This window comes from Leeuwenhoekiella sp. A16, from assembly GCF_047946675.1.
Lineage (GTDB): Bacteria > Bacteroidota > Bacteroidia > Flavobacteriales > Flavobacteriaceae > Leeuwenhoekiella.
In genome coordinates, this window is the sequence record NZ_CP172313.1 from 614,158 (window position 1) to 635,668 (window position 21,511).

Below are 21,511 nucleotides of genomic sequence, written 5' to 3' on the forward strand. Positions count from 1 at the left end.
TTCTCAAAGCTCATCACTAATAGGACGATATTCAATTTCCCAAGACGTATTATCTTCTTTATAAATTGCGGTACCATCTTGCCAGTAATATGTGCGCTTAAAGGTGTTAATAACCTCGAAAAGACATATTTCCTTTAAAAGATGAATTTTATTTTTAGTGAAATTATCAGTAAAATAAACGTTTAGTCTGTACTTACCTTGATATAGTTTTAAGCTAGGTATTATAGATATCAACTTAAAGGTTCCTCTTTTATCACAAAATTTTATTTCACTATTGAGAATAAGTTCATGAATTACAGGATTGTTGTTCTCATCAATAATTTGATAGGATACGGCAGGGTCAGGTATAATATCATAACATACAATCTCAAATTCAACCCTTATAGGTTTTTTAATGTGATGCAATCCATTACCTTCACTGGTAAGTATTTCTACTTTTGATATATGATTTACATTAGAATTCGTATTAGATGAATAAATCTGTGATCCTATTGATGAATTCTCTCTGTTAAGATATTTCTGAATCACGTCATTAACCTTTCCATCACTTATAACTCGGCCATTTTCTATTAACAAGGCACGACTGCATAAGCTTTTTATACTAGCCATATTATGACTAACAAATAATACCGTACGTCCTTCGCCTGTTGAAATATCCTGCATCTTACCTATTGCTTTCTGCTGAAATTCTGCATCACCTACCGCCAGTACCTCATCTACAACTAAAATTTCAGGCTCTAAATGTGCTGCCACTGCAAAAGCTAATCTTACTGTCATACCGCTAGAATAACGCTTGGTAGGCGTATCTATGTACATCTCACAACCCGAGAAATCTACAATCTCATCAAATTTTGAATTTATCTCAGCTTTAGACATTCCAAGAATAGCTCCATTCAAATAGATATTCTCTCTGCCGGTAAGTTCTGGATGAAAGCCTGTTCCTACTTCAAGTAAACTGGCTATTCTGCCTCTGGTTTTTATAGAACCCGAGGTGGGAGTAGTGACGCGGGATAGAATCTTCAATAAGGTTGATTTGCCCGCTCCGTTTTTCCCGATAATACCAAGTACTTCACCTCTCTTAAGTTCAAAATTTATATCCTTTAGTGCCCAGACATATTCTGATGAGACTTTCGAACTTCGATCATTTACCGCGCCAATTTTTAAGAAAGGATCTTCTTTACCTCTGGCAAGATGCCACCATCGCTTTAGATCATTGCTCAACGCACCTGTACTTACCACACCTAGGCGGTATTGCTTTGAAATATTCTCTGCCTTTAAGATGGTATTACTCATTTTTGTAAGACAATAACTATTTAATTATTTGATCGTATTTTTCAAAATTGCACGACAATTTTATAGTTAAACAGTATCTATAAAAGATTTTCCGGTTTTATTAAAAAATATAACACCCATTATAAAAAGTGTAATACTAGCAATAAAAGAATATAAAATACTTATCCAGTTTATTATACCCTCCCCTAAAGTAATATATCTAAAACTTTCTATAACAATAGCTATAGGATTGTATTCTACAATCCAGGCATAAGCTTTTAGTGAGGCATTATTCCTTACTTCAGACAAAGGATACATAACCGCTGAAATATACATTAGTAAGGAAACAGCAAACGAAACAAGAATTTTAAAATCTCTGTATTTTGTGGTTAGAGATGAAATAATCATTCCCATTCCCAAACCTAAAACTGCCATCATTAAAATTAAAACAGGAATTAACCAAATCATAATATCTGGTCTTAAAGCTGCCCCTTTAAAAATGTAATAAACATAAAAGAGTGCAAATAAGAATAGTTGTATACCTAATTTAAACAAGCTTGATATTGACTTTGAAAGTGGCACGATAACTCTGGGAAAATAAACTTTAGAAAATAAATTTGAATTCGTAGTAAATGTGTTTGAAGAATCTGTAAAACACTCTCTAAAATAATTCCATAGTGTTACGCCTGCAAGGTTAAACAGAAATGGTGGCACAGCGCCGGTAGTTATAGATGCTATATTATTAAATATTAATGTGAATATTATTGAGGTAAATAAAGGTTCTAATAAATACCATATAGGCCCTAATATTGTTTGCTTATAGGTAGCCACAATATCTCTACGCACAAATAGAAAGAGTAAATCTTTATAGCGCAATATGTCGCTAAGTCCTATATCTATAAGACGCTGTTTTGAATTAATCTCATAAAGCCAATCATCATCTTCCTTCATTAAATTGATAATTATTTTCTACCCAATTTTCCAAAGAATTTATTGATTCTATTTTTTAAACCAGAATCATCTTCTTCATGATATGCTTTTCCATAACCTCCATAGCCATAGCCGTACCCATAACCATATTTACCTTTCATTCTAAAACAATTCAAAACAAAACTTATATTGCCTATCTCACCTTTTCTATACTTTTCATTTACAAATTGAAGCATCCCTTTATTCGTGAAATTTTGTCTAAGGATATACAAAGTAGCATCTGCATATGATTGTAATTCCATGGAGTCTGAGACCAGACCTACCGGTGGAGTATCTAGAATTATGTAATCATATTCTTCTTTTAAATCTCTCATCAATTTATCCATCTGTTCACTCATCAAAAGCTCTGAAGGATTGGGGGGTATTTCACCTGCAAGAATTACATCCAAATGTGGAATTTCAGTTTTCTGGATAATTTCTTCAAGGTCGTTTCTTCCCACCAAATAATCTACTACTCCTACTTCGTTGGGCAAAGCAAAGTCATCAAATATCTTGGGCTTTCTTAGATCTAATCCCACTAAAACCGTTTTACGCTCACTAAGAGCGAAAACTGTCGCCAGATTTATAGAACAAAAGGTTTTGCCTTCACCACTAACAGAAGATGTAACCATTACAGTTTTAGCCCCAGTAATATTATTATTTCTATAAATAAACTGCAGACTTGACCGCAGTCCTCTAAAAGCTTCGGCAATAGCTGATTTAGGTTGTTTAAGGACGATTAAATTAGTAGACAGCGTGCTTTTTCCTATTGTGCCAAGGATCGGTATTCTTGATAAATTTTTTATTTCATCAGGATTACCAATTTTATTATCGAAAAAAACCAACAAGAAAACAAATACAAAAGGAACTATAGATCCCGCGATGGCTGCCATCACATAGTTGGTATTGGTATTAGGACCTATAGCACCACCCCCGGTATCTTTTGCAGAATCTATTACTTGTATGTCAGAAACATTGGCAGCTTTTATAATTCCTGCCTCGTTCCGCTTCTCCATAAAAACCCCGTATGTACTTTCGCTAACGCTATATCTCCTCTGAATACTTAAAAGTTCTTGTTGCTCCTTTGGAAGCGTTCGCATCTGACTTTCAGCATTGGCAATATTTCTCCGAATGTCATTCAGTCTTTCACTCATTAAATCCTGTGAAGATTGTATATTTTCAAGAATAACATTTTTAATTGCGTCGATCCTCCTGTCAAGATCGCTGAATACAGGATTGCCTGGTTTTGCTGTATATTTCAACCTGTTCCTTTCCTCAGAAAGTTCTACCAGACTAGCAACTCCCTGACTAATAATTCCTTCACCTATCCCTGCGATAGATGGTGCCGGAAAGTCTGTGGCGTAGTTTTGATGTGTACGCAGATAAGTTTGAAGAGAAGAATAATTTTGTAACTGCTGTTCAATATTTTGTTTTTGAAGGTCTAAATCAGTTATTTTAGTAATTAAACTTGTTTCGTCTCCAGAAATTCCCACACTTTTATTTTGATCACGAAAAGAGTTAAGTTCATCCTGTACATTTTGTAATTCAGTTGTTTTCGCCGCAAGGCTGCTATCTATGAACTGAATTGTTTTAGTTGCAAATAGATTTTTTCTCTCCAATTGGCTTTCACTCAAGAGACGCACTGAAGTATTTAAGTAATCAACAAGTCTTTTTTTATTGGTCCCTACCATATTAAGAGACAAAATACTTGAACCTCTTGGGGTTTGCTCAATACTTACGCTATTGTATCTATTTACAGCGTTGTCAAATTGATTAAAACGGATATAATATTCTTCACCTTCTTTTGCTTTTATCGCTGTAGGCTGTAATTTGAAATTTAAATAGGGTAAATTAATTGGGTCTCCTAAAGCATACTGTGATGAAACGTTCTGTTTCGGTAAAGACAAAGTAGTGTCCATGTCAGTTTTATAATCCTGTAAAACGCCGTCACCACCGTTAAATTCAATAGATAATTCGAACCTATCACCAGATACGAAAACAACTTTCAATGTTTTATTGATGAGCTGTGTCTTATTTGTGTTTATATCTACACTAAAAGGTGTTTTGCCATAAACATCTTCCAGATGATATTCTCCTTGCCTAAGATATTCAATGTAGTATTTTAATTCACGTACTACTTCTTCATTATGACTACGTGATTTTAATAATATTTCTGCCGTTTGTACTTTATCTGTAGTGCCTCCCCAGTTAAATGTAAGACTGGTGTTACTTGTAAAAAAGGGATTTTGATCATCTTTTACCGTTATCATATTACTAATACGATACACGGTCTGCTTTCTTACGTTTATGTAGTGAGCAATATAAAATGCAATAGCCAGGCAGATTAGAAATAGTGGCCAATAGCTCAATATTTTGATCAAAAAGCCTTTAAAATCAAAAAAATTCTGCTGATTTCTTATTTCAAATTCATCTTCCATCTAAAGCCGTATAAAAAGAAGGATTGCAGTTGTGAGCGCTGTTACTATAGATAAAATTGTAGTAAATGACTGCAAACCAGTCGTTCCCGATCCAAATGATTTTTGAGGCAGCGGGTTGACCAGAATAAGATCATTAGGCTGAACATAATAATAAGGTGAGTTCATCGCATCAATACTCGTGAGATCAATATGGTTTACAGATTGCCCACCCGCGTATTGCCGTATAATAACAATATCCTTACGATCACCTGTTATTAAAATATCTCCGCTATTAGCAATCGCCTCCATTAAAGTCAACTGCTCTGTTAATTCTACCTTTGTACCAGGGCTGGTTACTTCACCTGCAATTGTATATTTAATCCCGGCTAATTTTACTGTAACAAATATGTTTGCTTCCTCAGTAAAATAATCATCAAGAAGTTTCTTCTCAATAATTTCACGTATTTCTTCAACCGTATATCCTAAAACTGAAATTTCACCCAAAGTGGGAACCCTTATTTTGCCATGCCTGTCTACCGCAAAACCGTCATAATAATAGCCCTCGCCTAAAGAAGCACCTTCAGTTCCCGTAGAAACAGGATTAAATAATTCAACTAATTTTTGATCAAGAGCCTTTACTCGTATACTTAAAACATCATTTATCTGAACGCGATAAGGGCGCTGTTGCAGGGTTATAGCGACAAGACTGTCCTGCTGTGAACCTTTTTGCTGTAAATAGGTTAGATCTTTTGTAGGTATGCATGAAGATACTGTCGCAAATAAAATCAAAAGAATAAGAACAGTAGGCAATTTCATATAGCTGGGGTTGCAATCTGACAAATATAGGTTTTCAACTTTAATAATAAAATTTTGAAGTTTTTTTTAGGTTTTTTACCATTAAATTCGCGGCATGAGCGCAATTAATTATGTTTCGGTTGAATCTGTAGCCAAAAGCTTTGGCGAGAAGGTACTTTTTAAGGAATTATCTTTTGGAATAAGCGAAAACCAAAAAATAGGTTTAGTAGCAAAAAATGGAACCGGTAAAACTTCTCTTTTACAAATATTGGCCGGTAGTGCCATGCCAGATGACGGGCAGGTGGTGTATAGAAAAGGTATTAAAATATCCTTTTTACCTCAGGAACCTGATCTTGATGGAAATCTAACTGTAGAAGAAACCATATTTGACAGCGATAATGAGACGCTTCAGGTCATTGCGGCTTATGAGAAAGCCCTAGAAAATATGGAAGATGCAGATGCTTATCAAATAGCCTTTGATAAAATGGAAGCGCTGCAGGCATGGGATTTTGAAACGCAATACAAACAAATTCTATCTCAGCTAAAGCTTGAAGATCTCGATCGTAAGGTTGAAAAACTAAGCGGGGGGCAGAAAAAACGTTTAGCACTAGCAACAATTCTGCTAGATCGCCCAGATCTTCTAATTCTTGATGAACCTACCAACCATCTTGACCTCGAGATGATAGAATGGTTAGAAACTTATTTCGCCAAAGAAAATATCACCTTATTTATGGTAACGCATGACCGTTACTTTCTAGAGCGTGTTTGCAATGAGATCATAGAGCTTGATGAAGGGAAACTTTATAGTTATAAAGGCAATTACTCCTATTATCTCGATAAAAGAGATGCCAGACTTGCGACCGAAGAAGCGGAAACGGGGAAAGCAAAACAATTATATAAGAAAGAATTAGACTGGATGCGCCGGCAGCCCAAGGCTAGAACAACTAAATCAAAATCCCGCATTGATGATTTTCATGAAATAAAAGACCGTGCCAGCAAACGCCGTCAGGATCATGAAGTACAGCTGGAGCTGAATATGGAACGCCTGGGCAGCAAAATTGTTGAATTCCATAAAGTCTCAAAATCGTTTAAGCAACGCGTTATTCTTGATAAATTTGAATATAATTTTCAAAAAGGAGAGCGCATTGGGATTATTGGTAAGAATGGTACCGGTAAATCTACATTCTTAAATATGCTTACCGGTAACCTTGAGCCAGATGGCGGAAAAATTGTAGTAGGTGAGACTATCCGCTTTGGGTATTATACGCAAAAGGGAATTACTATAAAAAATGGTCAAAAAGTTATTGATGTCATTAGAGAGTTTGGTGATTACATTCCGTTAAAAAAAGGCAGGCAAATATCTGCACAACAATTGCTGGAGCGTTTTCTCTTTGACCGCAAAAAGCAATATGATTTTGTTGAAAAACTGAGTGGGGGTGAGCGTAAACGCTTGTACCTGTGTACAGTTTTGATTCAAAATCCTAACTTTCTTATTCTCGATGAGCCTACAAATGATCTTGATATTGTAACGCTCAATGTCCTTGAAAGTTTTCTACTCGATTTTCCGGGTTGTCTGCTTGTTGTTTCTCATGACAGGTATTTCATGGATAAGATCGTTGATCACCTTTTTGTTTTTCGCGGAAGCGGTATTGTAGACGATTTTCCGGGTAATTATTCCGATTTTAGGGCTTATGACACCAGTATTTCAACTGAAACTGAGCAACCAAAAGCGGTAGAAACTGAAAAATCTACTACAAAAGATAATTGGAAGACTGCCAGTAATACCCTCTCTTATCAGGAGCAAAAGGAATACAATAAACTGGAACGAGAAATCGCGCAGTTAGAACGGGATAAACTTACAAAAGAGAAAGAATTTTTAAACCCAGACCTCGCCGGCGATGAAATTAATAAAGCTTCTCTTGAACTGAAGAATATTGAAGAAGCCATCGAGCAGAAAACAGAGCGCTGGTTTGAGCTGGGAGCAAAGCTGGAAGAGTAAATTTTATTAGGTGATTTTCCAAATAAAGAAATATCTGTCTTTTTTATTGCGTTCTACAAATCAACACAGTGTACATTCTCCCTTTGTATATGATTTTGTGACCAAATGTCTTTATGATAAGACAAGGTATGACGATTATAATATTTTAAATAATTACAAAAACGCTTTATCACGGGACGATTTTACCCTTAAAATAACCGATTTTGGCTCTGGATCGCGGGTTTTTAAATCTAATAACAGAAAAGTTTCAGACATTGCAAAACACGCCGGAGCAACGCATAACAGAATGAAATTGCTTTATCGTGTGGTTAATTATTTTGAGCCCAAAGAGATTCTGGAGCTGGGCACTTCTCTGGGTTTAAGTACAATTTCGTTGGCTTTGGCCAAAAACACCAGAGTCACGTCTCTTGAAGGTTGCCCGGAAACTTCCGCGAAAGCAAACGACTCACTTATTGCTGCCGGTGTAGAAAATGTATCAATACTAAAAGGTGATTTCACAGAAAGCATACATAATCTGCTCGACAAGAAGTTTGATCTCATTTACTTTGATGGAAACCATAGCAAAGAAGCTACATTGGCCTATTTTGAAAAACTGCTGTCCACTGCAACTAATGATTCAGTCTGGATTTTTGATGACATCTACTGGTCTGAAGATATGCAGCAAGCCTGGAAATGCATACAATCACATCCCAAAGTGCAGGTTACACTAGATTGTTTTTGGTTAGGTTTTGTTTTCTTTCGTAAAGAACAGCGAGAAGAGCATTTTGCTATTCGGCTTTAGGTTTATATATTACAAAACCATTTAATTTCTCTTCTACTTCTATAAGATTGCTTTCTAAAAGACTTTGTATCTCTGGTTCGGGACTACTATATCTATTATCGTGACCATATTTAATTTGTTGTCGCGATACAATTAATGAATTGTGTGCAAAGTTCTTTTGCGGCAAATACGTGCTATTCTTTAACACTTCTCCGGTCTTATAATCTGCCATAACAGTTTGCCAGGTCTTTATTGCGGACATAGCCTTATTAGTTATATAAATTTTTCCTTTTTTGTTATTTACCACCTTGGTAAGTTGATTTATGTCATTATCCTGATAAGGAAAGTATGATAACAACAAAGAGATTATAAAAAGCGGTATCAAAAGGACCAGTACTCTGTTCACTAAAATTTTATATTTTTTTGTAGCTACTAATAAATCAAGACCTTCAGCTAACAAAACATAAAATACTGGAGCCAAATAAACATATAACCTATCAGAAAATGGATATAGTTTGAGAGCAGATAAGAATAAATGAATAGCTAAAGTAGAAGCATAAATCCCTACAAAGTCATTAATAAAATCATTGTTCTTTTTAATAAAAAAATTACGTAATATGACTCCAGACCCTAGTATAGATATTGTAGCCATTAATACTCCTATCATAAGATATGAGGAGAAAATATACACAATCAATCCGTGTAACATGTAGAAAGTCCAGATAAAGAACTCACCGTTTAACGGCAGAAAAGAATTTTGCCAATATTGCATCATATAACTCTGCAGTTGTGATGCTCCCTCTTGATTTATAAACCAAACAAAAAATATAACGTACGGTATGGGGGCCGCAAGATAAGGGAGGTATGAATAGACAAGTTTTGTCTCGAAAATTAAAGGAAATCTACACTGCTTAATTATTTTCCAGATGACGATACCAGCGCAGAAAAATGAGGCTACATTACTCACTAAACAAAAAATAATAAAAAATATAAGTTGCTTCCACTTATTAGTTTTAGTAAAAAGAAGAATTGAAAATATGCCTAATGTCAAATCAAAAGAATATTGCTTTAATGTAAGTGTATTATAAATAACAAAAGGTGAGCAGCACATAAATGCCAAGGCACTTAAGTAACCTATGCTGTATTTACATCTCCTAACAACTTCAAAGAATAGAAAAAGGCCTAAAGCTGAAAGTATAAAATTCAATATTTTAAGCGAAAACTCAGGATGACCATCTATAAAAACCGCTTTTTGTAAAATAAGAAAAAGGGGTGGAGCACTTTGACCATAATCTAATGGGTAGAGAAGTTGATCATATGATCTGTTTATAATATTTCTGGCAAGATTAATTTCATCTCCATTAAATGTCCAATTAATAAATTGACAATATAAACGCAGCACAAGACCTATGAAAAGTATAATGAATGCAACCGCTTTACTATATTTTAAATACATTTGATAGAATAACTTAAAACCCTGTGCGGTCTTATTTAATACGTTATAGAAAGAATCTCCTATTTATTTCCTTTTTCAAATTATTTAAGCATTCTACTATTAAAAGTAATTCGAGTACAAATTGAGGTGATCTAAACCGAAATCCGGAATATGTTATAATAGCAATTAAAACGGTAGATAGGATAAGTGAAATGTTTAATGCTCTTACTAAATCTGCCCCTCTAAATAGTAGAAAAATAGACGCCAGCAATGCTAGTATATGAAAACTTACTCTTCCTGTTTCCAGTATTCCTGGTTTTGGAGTCTCTGCTAAAGGATTAAAAGCACTTTTTAATTTCGTAAGAATTATAGGCACAATCAACTTCTTATTCTCTTTTATAAATTGTACGACCGAATGACTATATTGTTTTGAGGCATCAATTTCATTTTGAACATTTACTTCCTCCCCCTCTTTTAACACCAAGCCCTCATCTGCCAGATCACCTTGGGTATTTGTATGAAGTTGTGGTACTTCTTTATTCCATCCTTTTGCCATAACCGCTCCTGAAGAAGTTGTCATTATTAATGAATTTGTTTTAGAACTATTGCATTTCTTATTGGCCATAGTGCTACGATGAATAGAGAAATAACAGAAGAAATGATAAAATGTTTAGTTTGTATTTGCTTAGATAAGACAAGCATTAAGTAAATTGTAAAAGGCAAGAAGATATAATACGGATGAGATAAAATTACTAATGCCCCCGTTAATCCCAATAATGCAAAACCCCTTGTATTCTTTTGACATTTCAAAAGATAATATAGAAATACAGTTATTATAAATAAAGTTAAAGGTTCTACCAGGAATACTCGGCCATAAATCTGGTAAACCGGACTAACCGAATAAATAAAAGCACCTATTAAAATATACCATTTGTCATATTCTAGAAGCCGTAGTATTTTATAAAACAACCCAACGCCAATAAGATGTATAACAACTTTGAATATTAAAATATATAATAACTTATAGCCAAATATCAGGAAAACAAATGCAATAAGCCCAGGCCATAATGGAGGTCTCCAAGTGCTATGCTTTTTAAATTTATAAGATTTATTTTCAACGTTTCCATTCTGAAAATCATTCAATATGTGATCATCTGAATCCTCTGCCTTACCATAATATCCTGTCTTTGCAAGAACGGTACCTAATGAAATATAATCTAAAGCATCTCCACCTGCATTATACCTATTATTGTAACCCAACTTAAAGTTATATAAGAGACAGACGCAAGAAATACATGCGCAAAGAATAGCAATATGATTGAATGAAATATTTTTAAACAAGGTTATATTGAGATAAGATTATATTTAAGAATACACCATAAAGCTCTAAAACCATCTTTCCAGTTAATTTTTTTCCCTTCCTCGTAAGTACGCCCATAGTATGAAATGCCCACTTCATAAATTCTAATTTTCGGGATTCTTGCAATCTTAGCGGTGATCTCGGGCTCAAAACCAAATCTTTTTTCTTTCAGCACTATCTTCTTAAGAACCTCTGCTTTAAACATCTTATAACAACTCTCCATATCAGTAAGATTGAGATTTGTGAACATATTACTAGTAAATGTGAGAAATTTATTTCCTACTGTATGCCAAAAAAATAAAATACGGTGTGGGTTACCTCCCATAAATCTCGATCCATATACGACATCAGCCCTTCCCAATAAAATTGGCTGAAGTAAAATATTGAATTCTTCAGGATCATACTCAAGATCTGCATCCTGAATTATAATAAAATCACCTGTCGCACTCTCTATTCCCTTGTGCAGGGCTGCACCTTTACCCATGTTATAAGGTTGATTTATAAGCCTTATATTGAATGAAGGGTACCTTTGTATAAATTGCTCAATAAGATTTACAGTATTATCACTAGAGCCGTCATCAACCACAATAACCTCCTTATTTATGGAATGTTTCAAATCTAAATTTAAAAGAACTTCTAAAAGTTCAACAATAGTGTTTTCCTCATTATAAGCGGGAACAAGAATAGACAGTGTTTTGCTCATGAATTATTTTAAACGACCTGGCAAATATATTAGATTTAGTAATGACATCATTTATTCATATTTACTGCGACATTCTGTAACAAAATCTCAATTTGATCTACTTATGCCCTATATTCGTTATAAATATTTTAGATGAATTTAATTAAGATTAGAGACATTAAAAGGGATTTCCCTTTAGGAAATGAGGTTGTAAAAGTGCTTAAAGGTATTGACCTCGATATAGATAAAGGAGAATATGTTGCGTTTATGGGTCCGTCAGGATCAGGAAAATCTACTTTAATGAATCTTCTTGGTTGTCTTGATACTCCTACTTCTGGCACCTATGTACTCAACGGCAGAGATGTTAGTGATATGTCTGATGACGAACTTGCCGAAGTTAGAAATAAAGAAATTGGTTTCGTTTTCCAGACCTTTAATTTACTTCCCAGAACGACCGCTTTAGATAACGTAGCTTTACCTATGGTTTACGCAGGTTACTCTAAGCCAGATCGCAGAAAGCGTGCAGAAGAAGTTCTTACAGACGTTGGCCTGGCAGATCGTATGGATCATAAACCTAACCAGCTTTCAGGAGGACAACGTCAGCGTGTGGCTGTAGGGCGGGCACTTGTAAACAAACCGTCTATTATACTTGCAGATGAGCCTACTGGTAACCTCGATTCAAAGACATCTGTAGAGATAATGAGTTTATTTGATGAAATTCATGCAGCAGGAAATACAGTTATTTTGGTAACGCATGAGGAAGATATTGCAGAACACGCCCACCGTATCATAAGATTGCGAGATGGTTTAATAGAAAGTGATGAGCGCAATCCCCACTAGTATCAATTGCAGTTATTACCTATTCTAAAAAATTATATCAAATAGACATTAACAATTTCAGTTATACCTATTTTTGCCGGTAGATATAAAGAATATGAAAATTGTTGTTTCCCCGGCAAAATCGCTCGATTTTGAATCAAAATTACCTACTAATCGTGCCACACAGCCTATTTTTCTAGATCAGGCCGAAATTTTAAATAAGAAGCTTGAACGCAAAACTAAAGCTGAAATCTCAGAGCTAATGAGTATTAGCGATAAACTTGCTGATCTCAATTACCACCGTTATAAATCTTTTACAACACCTTTTACAAAAGAAAATTCGCGCCCCGCTGTTTATGCTTTTGATGGCGATGTTTATAGTGGTCTTGACGCCTATACCATCCCCGTAAAAAAGCTTGACCTTTTACAGAATACGTTGCGTATTCTTTCCGGACTTTATGGTGTATTGAAACCTTTAGACCTTATGCAACCCTACCGTCTGGAAATGGGGACTAAATTAAAATCAGGCAAAAATGAAGATTTATATGATTTTTGGGGCGAAAAAATAACCAAAAAATTAAATGAGGAATTGGCTGATGATGAGATTTTCTTAAACTTGGCTAGTCAGGAATATTTCAAATCTGTCAAAACAGATAAACTTAAGGTTCCTGTTATAACTCCTATTTTCAAGGATTACAAAAACGGTAAATTAAAAATCATTTCTTTTTATGCCAAAAAAGCCAGAGGCTCTATGGTACGCTATGTTATTGACAAAGAAGTAAGTTCTATAGATGAACTAAAAGGTTTTGATTATGACGGCTATGGCTATAGCGAACAATACTCAAACCCAGATAAAAATGAATTTGTATTTGTAAGATAAAACGCCGATACTGGCATTTTAAACCTTTATCTATATTTATAGCGTGACATCTCGAAAATAGACAGGCCTAATAAGATATGGATGACTATAAAGTCAATCTTCCTAACTATCCTTCTACAAGATTGTCTTTTGATGAAGATTTTTGCTCCTCTGCACTTAAGGTCTTTGTAGAATTTTGTTTTGTGGGCACATCGGCTACTGTGGCTTTCTTAGAATTGCGTTTTCTTCTCTTACCATAAGAACCAATATGTATTTTACCTCTCCTGGTTTTTATATCTCCTTTTCCCATAATTTTTAACTTTCTTAAAATTAAATAATTACCACTTTTAAAACCTAAAAAAATTGCTAAAAAATCGGGTAAAAAGCATAAAAAAGCCCCTACTTAGGGGCTTTTTTAATGTATGTATTTAAAATTTACTTTACATCCATCAATTCTACGTCAAATATAAGTGTAGCATCTGGAGGAATAACACCACCTGCACCACGACTACCGTAACCTAAGTTAGAAGGAATTACAAAGCGAGCTTTATCACCTACTTTTAAAAGACCTACACCTTCATCCCATCCTGAAATTACCTGACCCACGCCCAATTCAAAATCTATGGGTTGGTTGCGCTTGTACGAACTGTCAAATACAGTACCATCTGCTAACTGACCTTTATAATGTACAGAAACAACTTTACCTTTTTGAGCTTTTGCTCCACTACCCTCTTGTATGATCTGGTAACGCAAACCGCTATCTGTAACTTTAAAACCTTTAGCTATTTTATCTAGTTCTTCAGCTTGTTTTGCTTTCTCCTCAGCTAGTCTTTTCTCGCGTGAGCCTTCAAAAGTGCGAAAAGCCTCAACAGAATTCCATTTTTCAGCTTCTTCTCCTACTCTTATGATTTCAACCTTGTCCATAGTATCACCCTGCGCGATAGCATCAACAACATCCTGACCTTCTACAACATTTCCAAAAACTGTGTGCTTATTATCTAACCATGGTGTAGCCACATGTGTGATAAAAAACTGACTACCGTTAGAACCAGGACCAGAATTTGCCATAGAAAGTACTCCGGGCGTATCATGTCTCAAATCCTGATGAAACTCATCATCAAATTTGTAACCGGGATCTCCTGTGCCTGTACCTTTAGGATCTCCTCCCTGAATCATAAAATCAGGTATAACCCGGTGAAATTTGAGTCCGTTATAAAAAGGTTCTCCTTGTGGTTTAGCAGAATTTTCTAAATTCCCTTCGGCTAGTGAAACAAAGTTCCCTACCGTTCCCGGAGTTTTGTCGTGAGTAAGTTTGATTAAAATTTCGCCTTTAGGCGTATGAAATTTCGCGTATATTCCGTCTTGCATGACACTATTTTAAAATTGAGTGACAAAGGTAAGCCTTATCTGTAAAGGTTAAAAATTAGTATTAATTTTCATTGCCTTATGGCGAAAAGAAAAAGCACCTCGTATATAAGGTGCTTTTATAAATTTATGGGGAGTTCTAATTAATTAGCGACCTCGCTTATAAATTTAATACGGTACAATCTCAATTCCTCGTCATCATAATCGCCGTCAAATTCTTCCATAGCATCCTCAATTTTATCAGATTCAGAATCGATAAAATATTCATGAAGTTCTTCTTGCTGATCTTCGTCTAAGATCTCATCAATCCAATAATCAATATTAAGTTTTGTGCCGCTGTAAACAATAGCTTCCATTTCCTTAACAAAATCTGTCATTTCAAGACCTTTCGCCGAAGCGATATCATCAAGCGGAAGTTTACGGTCTACATTTTGTATAATATAGAGCTTAAGTGCGCTATTAGAACCCGTAGATTTAACTACAAGATCGTCTGGTTTTATAATATCATTATCTGCAACATATCTGGTGATAAGATCTATAAATTCTTTCCCGTATTTTTTAGCTTTGCCCTCTCCTACACCAAAAACATTAGACATTTCTTCTATAGAAGTTGGGTATTTAAGCGCCATATCCTCAAGAGAAGGATCTTGAAAAACAACATAAGGAGGCACATCTTTTTTCTTACCTACTTTTTTTCTCAGGTCTTTAAGCATAGCCACAAGCTTGGGGTCTGCGCCCATGCCCTTGCCAGCTTTAACAATGCTATTATCTGCATTCTCGTCATACATGTGATCTTCTGTCATCATGAATGACTTAGGTTTATTGAGAAATTTAGTCCCCTTATCTGTCATCTTAATGACACCATAAGTCTCAATATCCTTTTTTAAAAAACCTGCTACTAATATTTGGCGTAAAAGAGCTTTCCAGTAATGTGCATCACGCCCTTTACCTATACCAAAGTAATCTTCTTTATCTGTCATATGTGATGATATGACAGCGTTTGCTTTACCTACTAAGGTATTAACTAGTTCTTTGCCTTTATATATTTCACCGGTTTTTTTAACAACCTCAAGTACTTTTACAACATCATCCTGCGCTTCATGCTTTTTCTTGGGATTGCGCACATTATCGTCAAGATCACCACCAGGCATGGTCTCATTATCAAATTCTTCCCCAAAATAATGCAGAATAAATTTGCGTCTTGACATAGAAGTTTCTGCAAAAGCGACCACTTCCTGCAGCAATGCATGACCTATCTCCTGCTCGGCCACAGGCTTGCCACTCATAAATTTCTCAAGCTTCTCAATATCCTTATAAGCGTAGTAAGCGAGACAATGACCTTCGCCACCATCACGGCCCGCACGACCTGTTTCCTGATAATAACTTTCTATACTTTTTGGGATATCGTGATGTATCACAAATCGCACATCTGGCTTATCGATACCCATACCAAAGGCAATAGTAGCAACAACAACGTCAACATCTTCCATAAGGAACATATCCTGATGTTTAACACGCGTTTTAGCATCTAAACCAGCATGATAGGGTACGGCAGAAATACCATTAACCTGAAGCACCTGTGCGAGTTCTTCAACACGCTTTCTGCTAAGGCAGTAAATAATGCCGCTCTTACCTTCATTTTGTTTCACAAAACGTATTATATCTGCATCAACGTCTTTAGTTTTAGGACGTATTTCATAGTAAAGATTTGGCCTGTTAAAAGATGCCTTAAAAGTATTTGCAGATGAAATACCCAGATTCTTTAAAATATCTTCCTGAACCTTTGGAGTCGCTGTCGCAGTAACTGCTATAATAGGAATATCATCTCCCAGGCGCTTAATAATCGTTCGCAGATTGCGATATTCTGGTCTAAAATCGTGTCCCCACTCACTTATACAATGCGCTTCGTCAATCGCTACAAATGAAAGCGTATGTTCTCTCAGGAACTCTACGTTTTCTTCTTTTGTAAGCGATTCTGGTGCCACATACAGCAGTTTTGTAATACCGTTAGCAATATCTTCTTTAACCTGTTTTATTTCGCTTTTGTTCAAAGAAGAATTCAAAACATGGGCAATACCATGCTCATTAGATATACCCCTAAGGGCATCAACCTGATTCTTCATAAGAGCAATAAGAGGGGAAACCACGATCGCAGTTCCTTCTTGTATAAGAGCCGGCAATTGATAACAAAGTGACTTCCCGCCACCCGTTGGCATAATCACAAAAGTATGATGCCTGTTAACTATACTTGTAATTACCTTTTCCTGAAGGCCTTTAAACTGGCTAAAACCAAAATATTTTTTGAGTGCGGCGTTTAAGTCTATTTCTTCTGAACTCATTAATCCTTATTCAATTTTGCATACATTTGCAATCTAAATATACTAATTTCTTTAGGACATACAAACGGCATAAATACTTATCTCTTGAATATCCACGAGCAGATCGTTATCAACGCTAAACGGACAATTACCATAGAAAATAAAGCCATCACTAACCTGATTGATCTAATCGATCAGGAATTTGCTGAGGCCGTAGAATTAATCTACAATTCTAAAGGCCGCATCATTTTAACCGGCGTAGGTAAAAGTGCCATTATAGCACAAAAAATTGTAGCCACCCTTAATTCTACAGGCACGCCTGCCATTTTTATGCATGCTGCAGATGCTATTCACGGTGACCTGGGTACAATTTTAAAAGACGATATCGTAATCTGCGTTTCTAAGAGTGGTAACACTCCAGAGATAAAAGTTCTCGTCCCGTTTATCAAAAACAATAATAATACCATAATTGCGATAACATCTAATCGTGACTCATATTTAGGTAAACAATCAGATTATATTTTGCACGCTTACGCGGAAAAAGAAGCATGCCCGCACAATCTTGCTCCCACTACAAGTACCACCGTACAACTTGTGATGGGAGATGCATTGGCAATTGCTCTTCTTGATCTTAGAGGTTTCTCTACAAGCGATTTTGCAAAGTACCATCCTGGTGGTGCTTTGGGTAAAAAATTATATCTGCGTGTTAGTGATCTTTTAAGTTTGCATGATAAGCCAGAAGTTGCACCGCATACATCTATTAAAGATGTAATTATTGAAATTTCTAAGAAAATGCTTGGTGTTGCTGCTGTTTCAGAAAACAATAAAATCGTAGGAATCATCACAGATGGTGACATACGCCGTATGTTAGAGAAACATGATGTACTTAGCGGACTGACTGCAAGTGACATTATGAGCAAAAACCCTAAATACATTAACGATACCGCAATGGCCGCAGAGGCATTAGAGATATTAGAAGAGAATAGTATATCGCAACTACTGGCAATAGATAATAACAACAATTATTCTGGTGTGATTCACATACATGATTTAATAAAAGAAGGAATACTATAATGGCAAGAAAAAAAACAAGTGAGCAACATGAAATGTCCTTTTTGGATCATCTTGAAGAATTACGCTGGCACTTAATAAGAGCTACACTTTCTGTTGTAATTTTAGGAGTACTCATCTTTATCTTCAGAGATTTTGTGTTTGAAGAAATCATCTTTGCTCCCGCAAAACCTGATTTTATTTCTTACGATTTTCTCTGCAGGATGGCTCAGGTTTTTGGCTCTGATAAAGGTTGCGTAGAAGAAGAAATGAATTTTATAATTCAAAACCGAACCATGGGCGGGCAGTTTAGTGCCGCTATATGGACTTCTATTATTGGTGGTGTTGTTCTGGGATTTCCATATATAATGTATGAATTCTGGAAGTTTATTTCTCCCGGTCTTTATGAGAATGAACGCAACAACTCACGCGGATTTATCGTGATCTCATCACTGCTTTTCTTTCTTGGTGTTTTATTTGGTTTCTACATCATTGCTCCTTTATCAATAAACTTTTTAGCCAACTTCACCGTGGGTAATGAAGTTAAAAATGAGTTTGATATAGATTCTTACATCGGTCTGGTACGCTCTAGCGCATTGGCAGCCGGTCTTATTTTTGAACTTCCTATCATCATATATTTCTTTACTAAAATTGGCTTGGTAACACCGCAGTTCTTACGTAAATATCGCAAGTACGCACTGGTGATCGTATTGATTATTTCGGCTATAATTACTCCGCCAGATATTTCGACACAAGTAATTGTTTCAATCCCTATTTTAATATTATATGAAGCAAGTATTCTTATCTCAAGTTTTGTGATGAAACAGGAAGAACGCAAATTAAAGAAGGTTCTAAAAAAATAACGCTATACTTTTTAGTTTAAAAAATATGTCTAAGAATACCGAAAACCCAGTACAAGAATTTAATGATTATCGTTCTAAGATGAACGATAAGATCCTGGCTGATAAAAACAAGATCATAAACCGTATTTTTAACCTTGATACTAACGCTTTTATGCCGGGCGCGCTTGATGTAAAAACTAAAGAACTTCTGGGTCTAGTTGCATCAACTGTTCTACGCTGTGATGATTGCGTAAAATACCATCTTGAAAGCTGCTATAAAGAAGGAATTACCAAAGATGAAATAATGGAAACCCTGAGCATAGGCACATTAATAGGCGGTACAATTGTGATACCTCACCTAAGACGCGCTTATGAATTCTGGGAGGCATTAGAAGAGCAGGAAGCATAGTACGCCAGAAGTTTGGTGCAATACTTGATAAACCTATTACATGAAATTACGAGCAGAGAATCTGGTAAAATCCTATAAAGGCCGCCAGGTCGTTAAAGGCATTACCGTAGAAGTTAATCAGGGTGAGATTGTAGGTCTTTTGGGTCCTAACGGTGCCGGTAAAACTACCTCGTTTTACATGATCGTAGGTCTGGTTAAACCAAATGGTGGTAACATCTTTCTTGAAGATAAGATCATTACGAAATATCCCATGTACAAGCGTGCACAAAATGGGATAGGATATCTGGCCCAGGAAGCTTCGGTATTTAGAAAACTGAGTATTGAAGATAATATTCTTAGCGTGCTTCAGCTAACAGACCTGAGTAAGAAAGAGCAACACGCAAAAATGGAAGAACTTATAGAAGAGTTCAGCCTTGGCCACATTCGTAAAAGTCGTGGTGATTTACTTTCTGGTGGTGAGCGCAGACGTACTGAGATTGCTCGTGCCTTGGCCACAAACCCCAATTTTATTCTTCTTGATGAACCGTTTGCAGGTGTAGATCCTGTTGCTGTAGAAGACATTCAGCGTATTGTCGCCCAACTAAAGTCTAAAAACATAGGTATTTTAATCACAGATCACAATGTACAGGAAACTCTTGCCATTACAGATCACACCTATCTTATGTTTGAAGGCAGCATTTTAAAGCACGGTATCCCTGAAGAACTTGCCGCAGACGAGATGGTGCGTAAAGTTTATTTAGGCCAAAACTTTGAGCTGAGAAAGAAAAAACTTTTTAGCTAAGCGAAAAAAATATAAAACTTCACCAGATTCAGTGAGTAGAAAGTGAGTCAAAAAGTGTGGTCTTTTGGCCGTTTTTTACCACGTTTTGGTAGATTTTTTCCAGCTGACCTTTAACTATCCTATCGGCTGAAAGTTCTGGAAGATCATCAATTTTAAACCAGCCAACATCAAGAATATCAAAATTAGGATCAATAATCCCTCCTTTTAATACGCAATAAAAAAAGATCTTATACACATAATGTGCTTGTGGCGGGTGCGGGTGGCAACGCTTGTCGTAAACGGCACAAATATGAACTGGCTCAACATGTAAACCTGTTTCTTCTTCAACTTCTTTTACTACAACTTCTGCCGGAGTCATACCAATATCTGCCCAACCTCCGGGCAGTGTCCACTTGCCATCAACTTTTTCTTTAACCAGTAAAATTTCCTTTTGCTCATTCACAACAAAACCCCGAATATCGACCTTTGGCGTAGGATAATCGATCTCTGGCAGGTAAAAATCGTTGAGAACCTCAACCGGAGTTACACCTAAAGCACCTATCATAGTAACGGCAATTTCCTGCAACTGCTCATAACGTTCTGCATCATAACCTGTAGGATTAAAAACCAATCCCGTATCTGCTAATGATTTTACTTGTTTGGCAAGATTTAAAAGTGTTTCACTGGAAAGATAAGTTTGATTCATGCATGATTTTTTACTAAACTACGCATTCTTATTTCGTTTAAAACGAAAAAAATCAGCTTTTTCCTGCTAAAAATCGACCAAAAAGCTCAAAAAACTGCCCCACATGAAAGCCATCCATCAAAGCGTGATGCGCGTGTACAGAAACAGGCATTGATCGTTTCCCGTGTTCTTCTGTCATTTTTCCAAAGGCGATCTTAGGGCAACTATCTGGAAATGAAAAACTGCGTGCATGAGAAACCGAAGTAAAATCTACCCAGGGTATCGCAGAACAGTGAATCACATTTTGTCCCGAGGTTGAGGGATCAAGACCTTTTGTATGCTGCACACGCGTGATTTCTTCTTGTGCATGTACAACAAACTCTTCAAAGTCCTCAAAATATTTAATGTATGAAAAACCAAAGGTACCATCGGGCCTGTTTATTGTAGGCGATGCATCTACTCTGTCATAAATGTGAACCTGAGCGTCAATAATTCGGTATTTAAAAGGCTCTATAGTATTCACCGCCGCAAGAGCTTTATGCAGATAGAACAGAAAAAATGAATACCCGTTCTCTTTTGAAAGGCGATAAACTTCTGTACAATCAACACGCGCTGTTAAACCAAAAAAAGGTTCTTCAAATTTATTGTAAAACTCGAAATGCTCTTTGCGTGCCCAATTGTCTAAATCTAGTATTGTAGTCAAAAAAAGGAATTT

21 protein-coding genes are annotated in these 21,511 nt (G+C 35.9%); 8 read left to right on the forward strand and 13 right to left on the reverse strand.

Translation table 11 applies throughout. The annotated features are described in order from the left end of the window. Positions 1 to 3: 3 nt before the first annotated feature. From ACH3O9_RS02585 to ACH3O9_RS02600, 4 genes are all read right to left on the reverse strand, one after another. Positions 4 to 1,293, reverse strand: coding sequence for an ABC transporter ATP-binding protein (locus ACH3O9_RS02585; RefSeq protein ID WP_416444090.1), 1,290 nt, complete (start codon positions 1,291 to 1,293; stop codon positions 4 to 6). Positions 1,294 to 1,359: 66 nt separating this feature from the next. Further along, positions 1,360 to 2,223 (reverse strand): ABC transporter permease, encoded by an 864-nt coding sequence (locus ACH3O9_RS02590; RefSeq protein ID WP_416444092.1) that lies wholly within the window; start codon positions 2,221 to 2,223, stop codon positions 1,360 to 1,362. Positions 2,224 to 2,234: 11 nt separating this feature from the next. Beyond that, positions 2,235 to 4,679 carry a polysaccharide biosynthesis tyrosine autokinase gene (locus tag ACH3O9_RS02595; protein WP_416444094.1) on the reverse strand — a complete coding sequence of 815 codons (2,445 nt, stop codon included), beginning with the start codon at positions 4,677 to 4,679 and terminating at the stop codon, positions 2,235 to 2,237. After that, complete coding sequence (locus tag ACH3O9_RS02600; RefSeq protein WP_416444096.1) at positions 4,680 to 5,474, reverse strand: polysaccharide biosynthesis/export family protein; 795 nt, start codon at positions 5,472 to 5,474, stop codon at positions 4,680 to 4,682. 103 nt (positions 5,475 to 5,577) lie between these two features. On the opposite strand from ACH3O9_RS02600, the gene ACH3O9_RS02605 reads away from it, so the two are divergent. Continuing rightward, on the forward strand, positions 5,578 to 7,452 hold the full coding sequence (locus tag ACH3O9_RS02605) for an ABC-F family ATP-binding cassette domain-containing protein (RefSeq protein WP_416446610.1): 1,875 nt from the start codon (positions 5,578 to 5,580) through the stop codon (positions 7,450 to 7,452). Between the two features lie 10 nt (positions 7,453 to 7,462). Beyond that, the gene (locus ACH3O9_RS02610; RefSeq protein WP_416444098.1) at positions 7,463 to 8,233 is read left to right on the forward strand and encodes an O-methyltransferase; all 771 of its coding nucleotides are present in this window, start codon (positions 7,463 to 7,465) and stop codon (positions 8,231 to 8,233) included. Here the strand turns inward: ACH3O9_RS02610 and ACH3O9_RS02615 are convergent. The 4 genes from ACH3O9_RS02615 to ACH3O9_RS02630 form a co-directional block, all read right to left on the reverse strand. Further along, complete coding sequence (locus ACH3O9_RS02615) at positions 8,220 to 9,668, reverse strand: ArnT family glycosyltransferase (RefSeq protein WP_416444100.1); 1,449 nt, start codon at positions 9,666 to 9,668, stop codon at positions 8,220 to 8,222. The two genes, ACH3O9_RS02610 and ACH3O9_RS02615, sit on opposite strands and share 14 nt — an antisense overlap. 43 nt (positions 9,669 to 9,711) lie before the next feature. After that, positions 9,712 to 10,227 (reverse strand): hypothetical protein, encoded by a 516-nt coding sequence (locus ACH3O9_RS02620; protein ID WP_416444102.1) that lies wholly within the window; start codon positions 10,225 to 10,227, stop codon positions 9,712 to 9,714. Positions 10,228 to 10,229: 2 nt separating this feature from the next. Continuing rightward, entirely contained in the window at positions 10,230 to 10,907 is a 678-nt protein-coding gene (locus ACH3O9_RS02625) for an ArnT family glycosyltransferase (RefSeq protein ID WP_416444104.1), read from the reverse strand. Between the two features lie 83 nt (positions 10,908 to 10,990). Beyond that, entirely contained in the window at positions 10,991 to 11,710 is a 720-nt protein-coding gene (locus tag ACH3O9_RS02630; RefSeq protein ID WP_416444106.1) for a glycosyltransferase family 2 protein, read from the reverse strand. Positions 11,711 to 11,842: 132 nt separating this feature from the next. Between ACH3O9_RS02630 and ACH3O9_RS02635 the strand changes: the two genes are divergently transcribed. Together ACH3O9_RS02635 and yaaA are read left to right on the forward strand one after the other, a co-directional pair. Next, on the forward strand, positions 11,843 to 12,529 hold the full coding sequence (locus tag ACH3O9_RS02635; protein ID WP_416444108.1) for an ABC transporter ATP-binding protein: 687 nt from the start codon (positions 11,843 to 11,845) through the stop codon (positions 12,527 to 12,529). Between the two features lie 94 nt (positions 12,530 to 12,623). Further along, complete coding sequence (gene yaaA / locus ACH3O9_RS02640; RefSeq protein ID WP_416444110.1) at positions 12,624 to 13,388, forward strand: peroxide stress protein YaaA; 765 nt, start codon at positions 12,624 to 12,626, stop codon at positions 13,386 to 13,388. 106 nt (positions 13,389 to 13,494) lie between these two features. Here the strand turns inward: yaaA and ACH3O9_RS02645 are convergent, their stop codons facing one another. The 3 genes from ACH3O9_RS02645 to ACH3O9_RS02655 form a co-directional block, all read right to left on the reverse strand. Next, entirely contained in the window at positions 13,495 to 13,677 is a 183-nt protein-coding gene (locus ACH3O9_RS02645) for a 30S ribosomal protein THX (RefSeq protein WP_416444112.1), read from the reverse strand. Positions 13,678 to 13,802: 125 nt separating this feature from the next. Further along, positions 13,803 to 14,735: a peptidylprolyl isomerase gene (locus ACH3O9_RS02650; protein ID WP_416444114.1), complete on the reverse strand. Its 933-nt coding sequence runs from the start codon at positions 14,733 to 14,735 to the stop codon at positions 13,803 to 13,805. A 140-nt stretch (positions 14,736 to 14,875) separates the two neighbouring features. After that, entirely contained in the window at positions 14,876 to 17,071 is a 2,196-nt protein-coding gene (locus tag ACH3O9_RS02655) for a RecQ family ATP-dependent DNA helicase (protein ID WP_416444116.1), read from the reverse strand. Between the two features lie 84 nt (positions 17,072 to 17,155). Between ACH3O9_RS02655 and ACH3O9_RS02660 the strand changes: the two genes are divergently transcribed. From ACH3O9_RS02660 to lptB, 4 genes are read left to right on the forward strand one after another with little or no spacing between them, the layout of a single operon-like run. Beyond that, complete coding sequence (locus ACH3O9_RS02660) at positions 17,156 to 18,124, forward strand: KpsF/GutQ family sugar-phosphate isomerase (protein WP_416444118.1); 969 nt, start codon at positions 17,156 to 17,158, stop codon at positions 18,122 to 18,124. Further along, positions 18,124 to 18,963, forward strand: a complete 840-nt coding sequence (gene tatC, locus ACH3O9_RS02665) for a twin-arginine translocase subunit TatC (protein ID WP_416444120.1) — start codon at positions 18,124 to 18,126, stop codon at positions 18,961 to 18,963. The genes ACH3O9_RS02660 and tatC overlap by 1 nt, the downstream gene beginning before the upstream one ends. A gap of 25 nt (positions 18,964 to 18,988) precedes the next feature. Continuing rightward, complete coding sequence (locus ACH3O9_RS02670) at positions 18,989 to 19,351, forward strand: carboxymuconolactone decarboxylase family protein (protein WP_416444122.1); 363 nt, start codon at positions 18,989 to 18,991, stop codon at positions 19,349 to 19,351. A 40-nt stretch (positions 19,352 to 19,391) separates the two neighbouring features. Further along, positions 19,392 to 20,132, forward strand: coding sequence for an LPS export ABC transporter ATP-binding protein (lptB, locus tag ACH3O9_RS02675; protein WP_416444124.1), 741 nt, complete (start codon positions 19,392 to 19,394; stop codon positions 20,130 to 20,132). A 28-nt stretch (positions 20,133 to 20,160) separates the two neighbouring features. Here the strand turns inward: lptB and ACH3O9_RS02680 are convergent, their stop codons facing one another. Next, the gene (locus ACH3O9_RS02680) at positions 20,161 to 20,817 is read right to left on the reverse strand and encodes an NUDIX hydrolase (protein ID WP_416444126.1); all 657 of its coding nucleotides are present in this window, start codon (positions 20,815 to 20,817) and stop codon (positions 20,161 to 20,163) included. 52 nt (positions 20,818 to 20,869) lie between these two features. Beyond that, entirely contained in the window at positions 20,870 to 21,499 is a 630-nt protein-coding gene (locus tag ACH3O9_RS02685; protein ID WP_416444128.1) for a CatA-like O-acetyltransferase, read from the reverse strand. Positions 21,500 to 21,511 lie beyond the last annotated feature (12 nt).

What these genes read in the sequence shown, in the direction of transcription:
- ACH3O9_RS02585 (WP_416444090.1), bottom strand. Translation starts at nt 1,293, where the DNA reads ATGAGTAATACCATCTTAAAGGCAGAGAATATTTCAAAGCAATACCGC.
- ACH3O9_RS02590 (WP_416444092.1), bottom strand. Translation starts at nt 2,223, where the DNA reads ATGAAGGAAGATGATGATTGGCTTTATGAGATTAATTCAAAACAGCGT.
- ACH3O9_RS02595 (WP_416444094.1), bottom strand. Translation starts at nt 4,679, where the DNA reads ATGGAAGATGAATTTGAAATAAGAAATCAGCAGAATTTTTTTGATTTT.
- ACH3O9_RS02600 (WP_416444096.1), bottom strand. Translation starts at nt 5,474, where the DNA reads ATGAAATTGCCTACTGTTCTTATTCTTTTGATTTTATTTGCGACAGTA.
- ACH3O9_RS02615 (WP_416444100.1), bottom strand. Translation starts at nt 9,668, where the DNA reads ATGTATTTAAAATATAGTAAAGCGGTTGCATTCATTATACTTTTCATA.
- ACH3O9_RS02620 (WP_416444102.1), bottom strand. Translation starts at nt 10,227, where the DNA reads ATGACAACTTCTTCAGGAGCGGTTATGGCAAAAGGATGGAATAAAGAA.
- ACH3O9_RS02630 (WP_416444106.1), bottom strand. Translation starts at nt 11,710, where the DNA reads ATGAGCAAAACACTGTCTATTCTTGTTCCCGCTTATAATGAGGAAAAC.
- ACH3O9_RS02635 (WP_416444108.1), top strand. Translation starts at nt 11,843, where the DNA reads ATGAATTTAATTAAGATTAGAGACATTAAAAGGGATTTCCCTTTAGGA.
- yaaA (WP_416444110.1), top strand. Translation starts at nt 12,624, where the DNA reads ATGAAAATTGTTGTTTCCCCGGCAAAATCGCTCGATTTTGAATCAAAA.
- ACH3O9_RS02645 (WP_416444112.1), bottom strand. Translation starts at nt 13,677, where the DNA reads ATGGGAAAAGGAGATATAAAAACCAGGAGAGGTAAAATACATATTGGT.
- ACH3O9_RS02650 (WP_416444114.1), bottom strand. Translation starts at nt 14,735, where the DNA reads ATGCAAGACGGAATATACGCGAAATTTCATACGCCTAAAGGCGAAATT.
- ACH3O9_RS02655 (WP_416444116.1), bottom strand. Translation starts at nt 17,071, where the DNA reads ATGAGTTCAGAAGAAATAGACTTAAACGCCGCACTCAAAAAATATTTT.
- tatC (WP_416444120.1), top strand. Translation starts at nt 18,124, where the DNA reads ATGGCAAGAAAAAAAACAAGTGAGCAACATGAAATGTCCTTTTTGGAT.
- ACH3O9_RS02670 (WP_416444122.1), top strand. Translation starts at nt 18,989, where the DNA reads ATGTCTAAGAATACCGAAAACCCAGTACAAGAATTTAATGATTATCGT.
- lptB (WP_416444124.1), top strand. Translation starts at nt 19,392, where the DNA reads ATGAAATTACGAGCAGAGAATCTGGTAAAATCCTATAAAGGCCGCCAG.
- ACH3O9_RS02680 (WP_416444126.1), bottom strand. Translation starts at nt 20,817, where the DNA reads ATGAATCAAACTTATCTTTCCAGTGAAACACTTTTAAATCTTGCCAAA.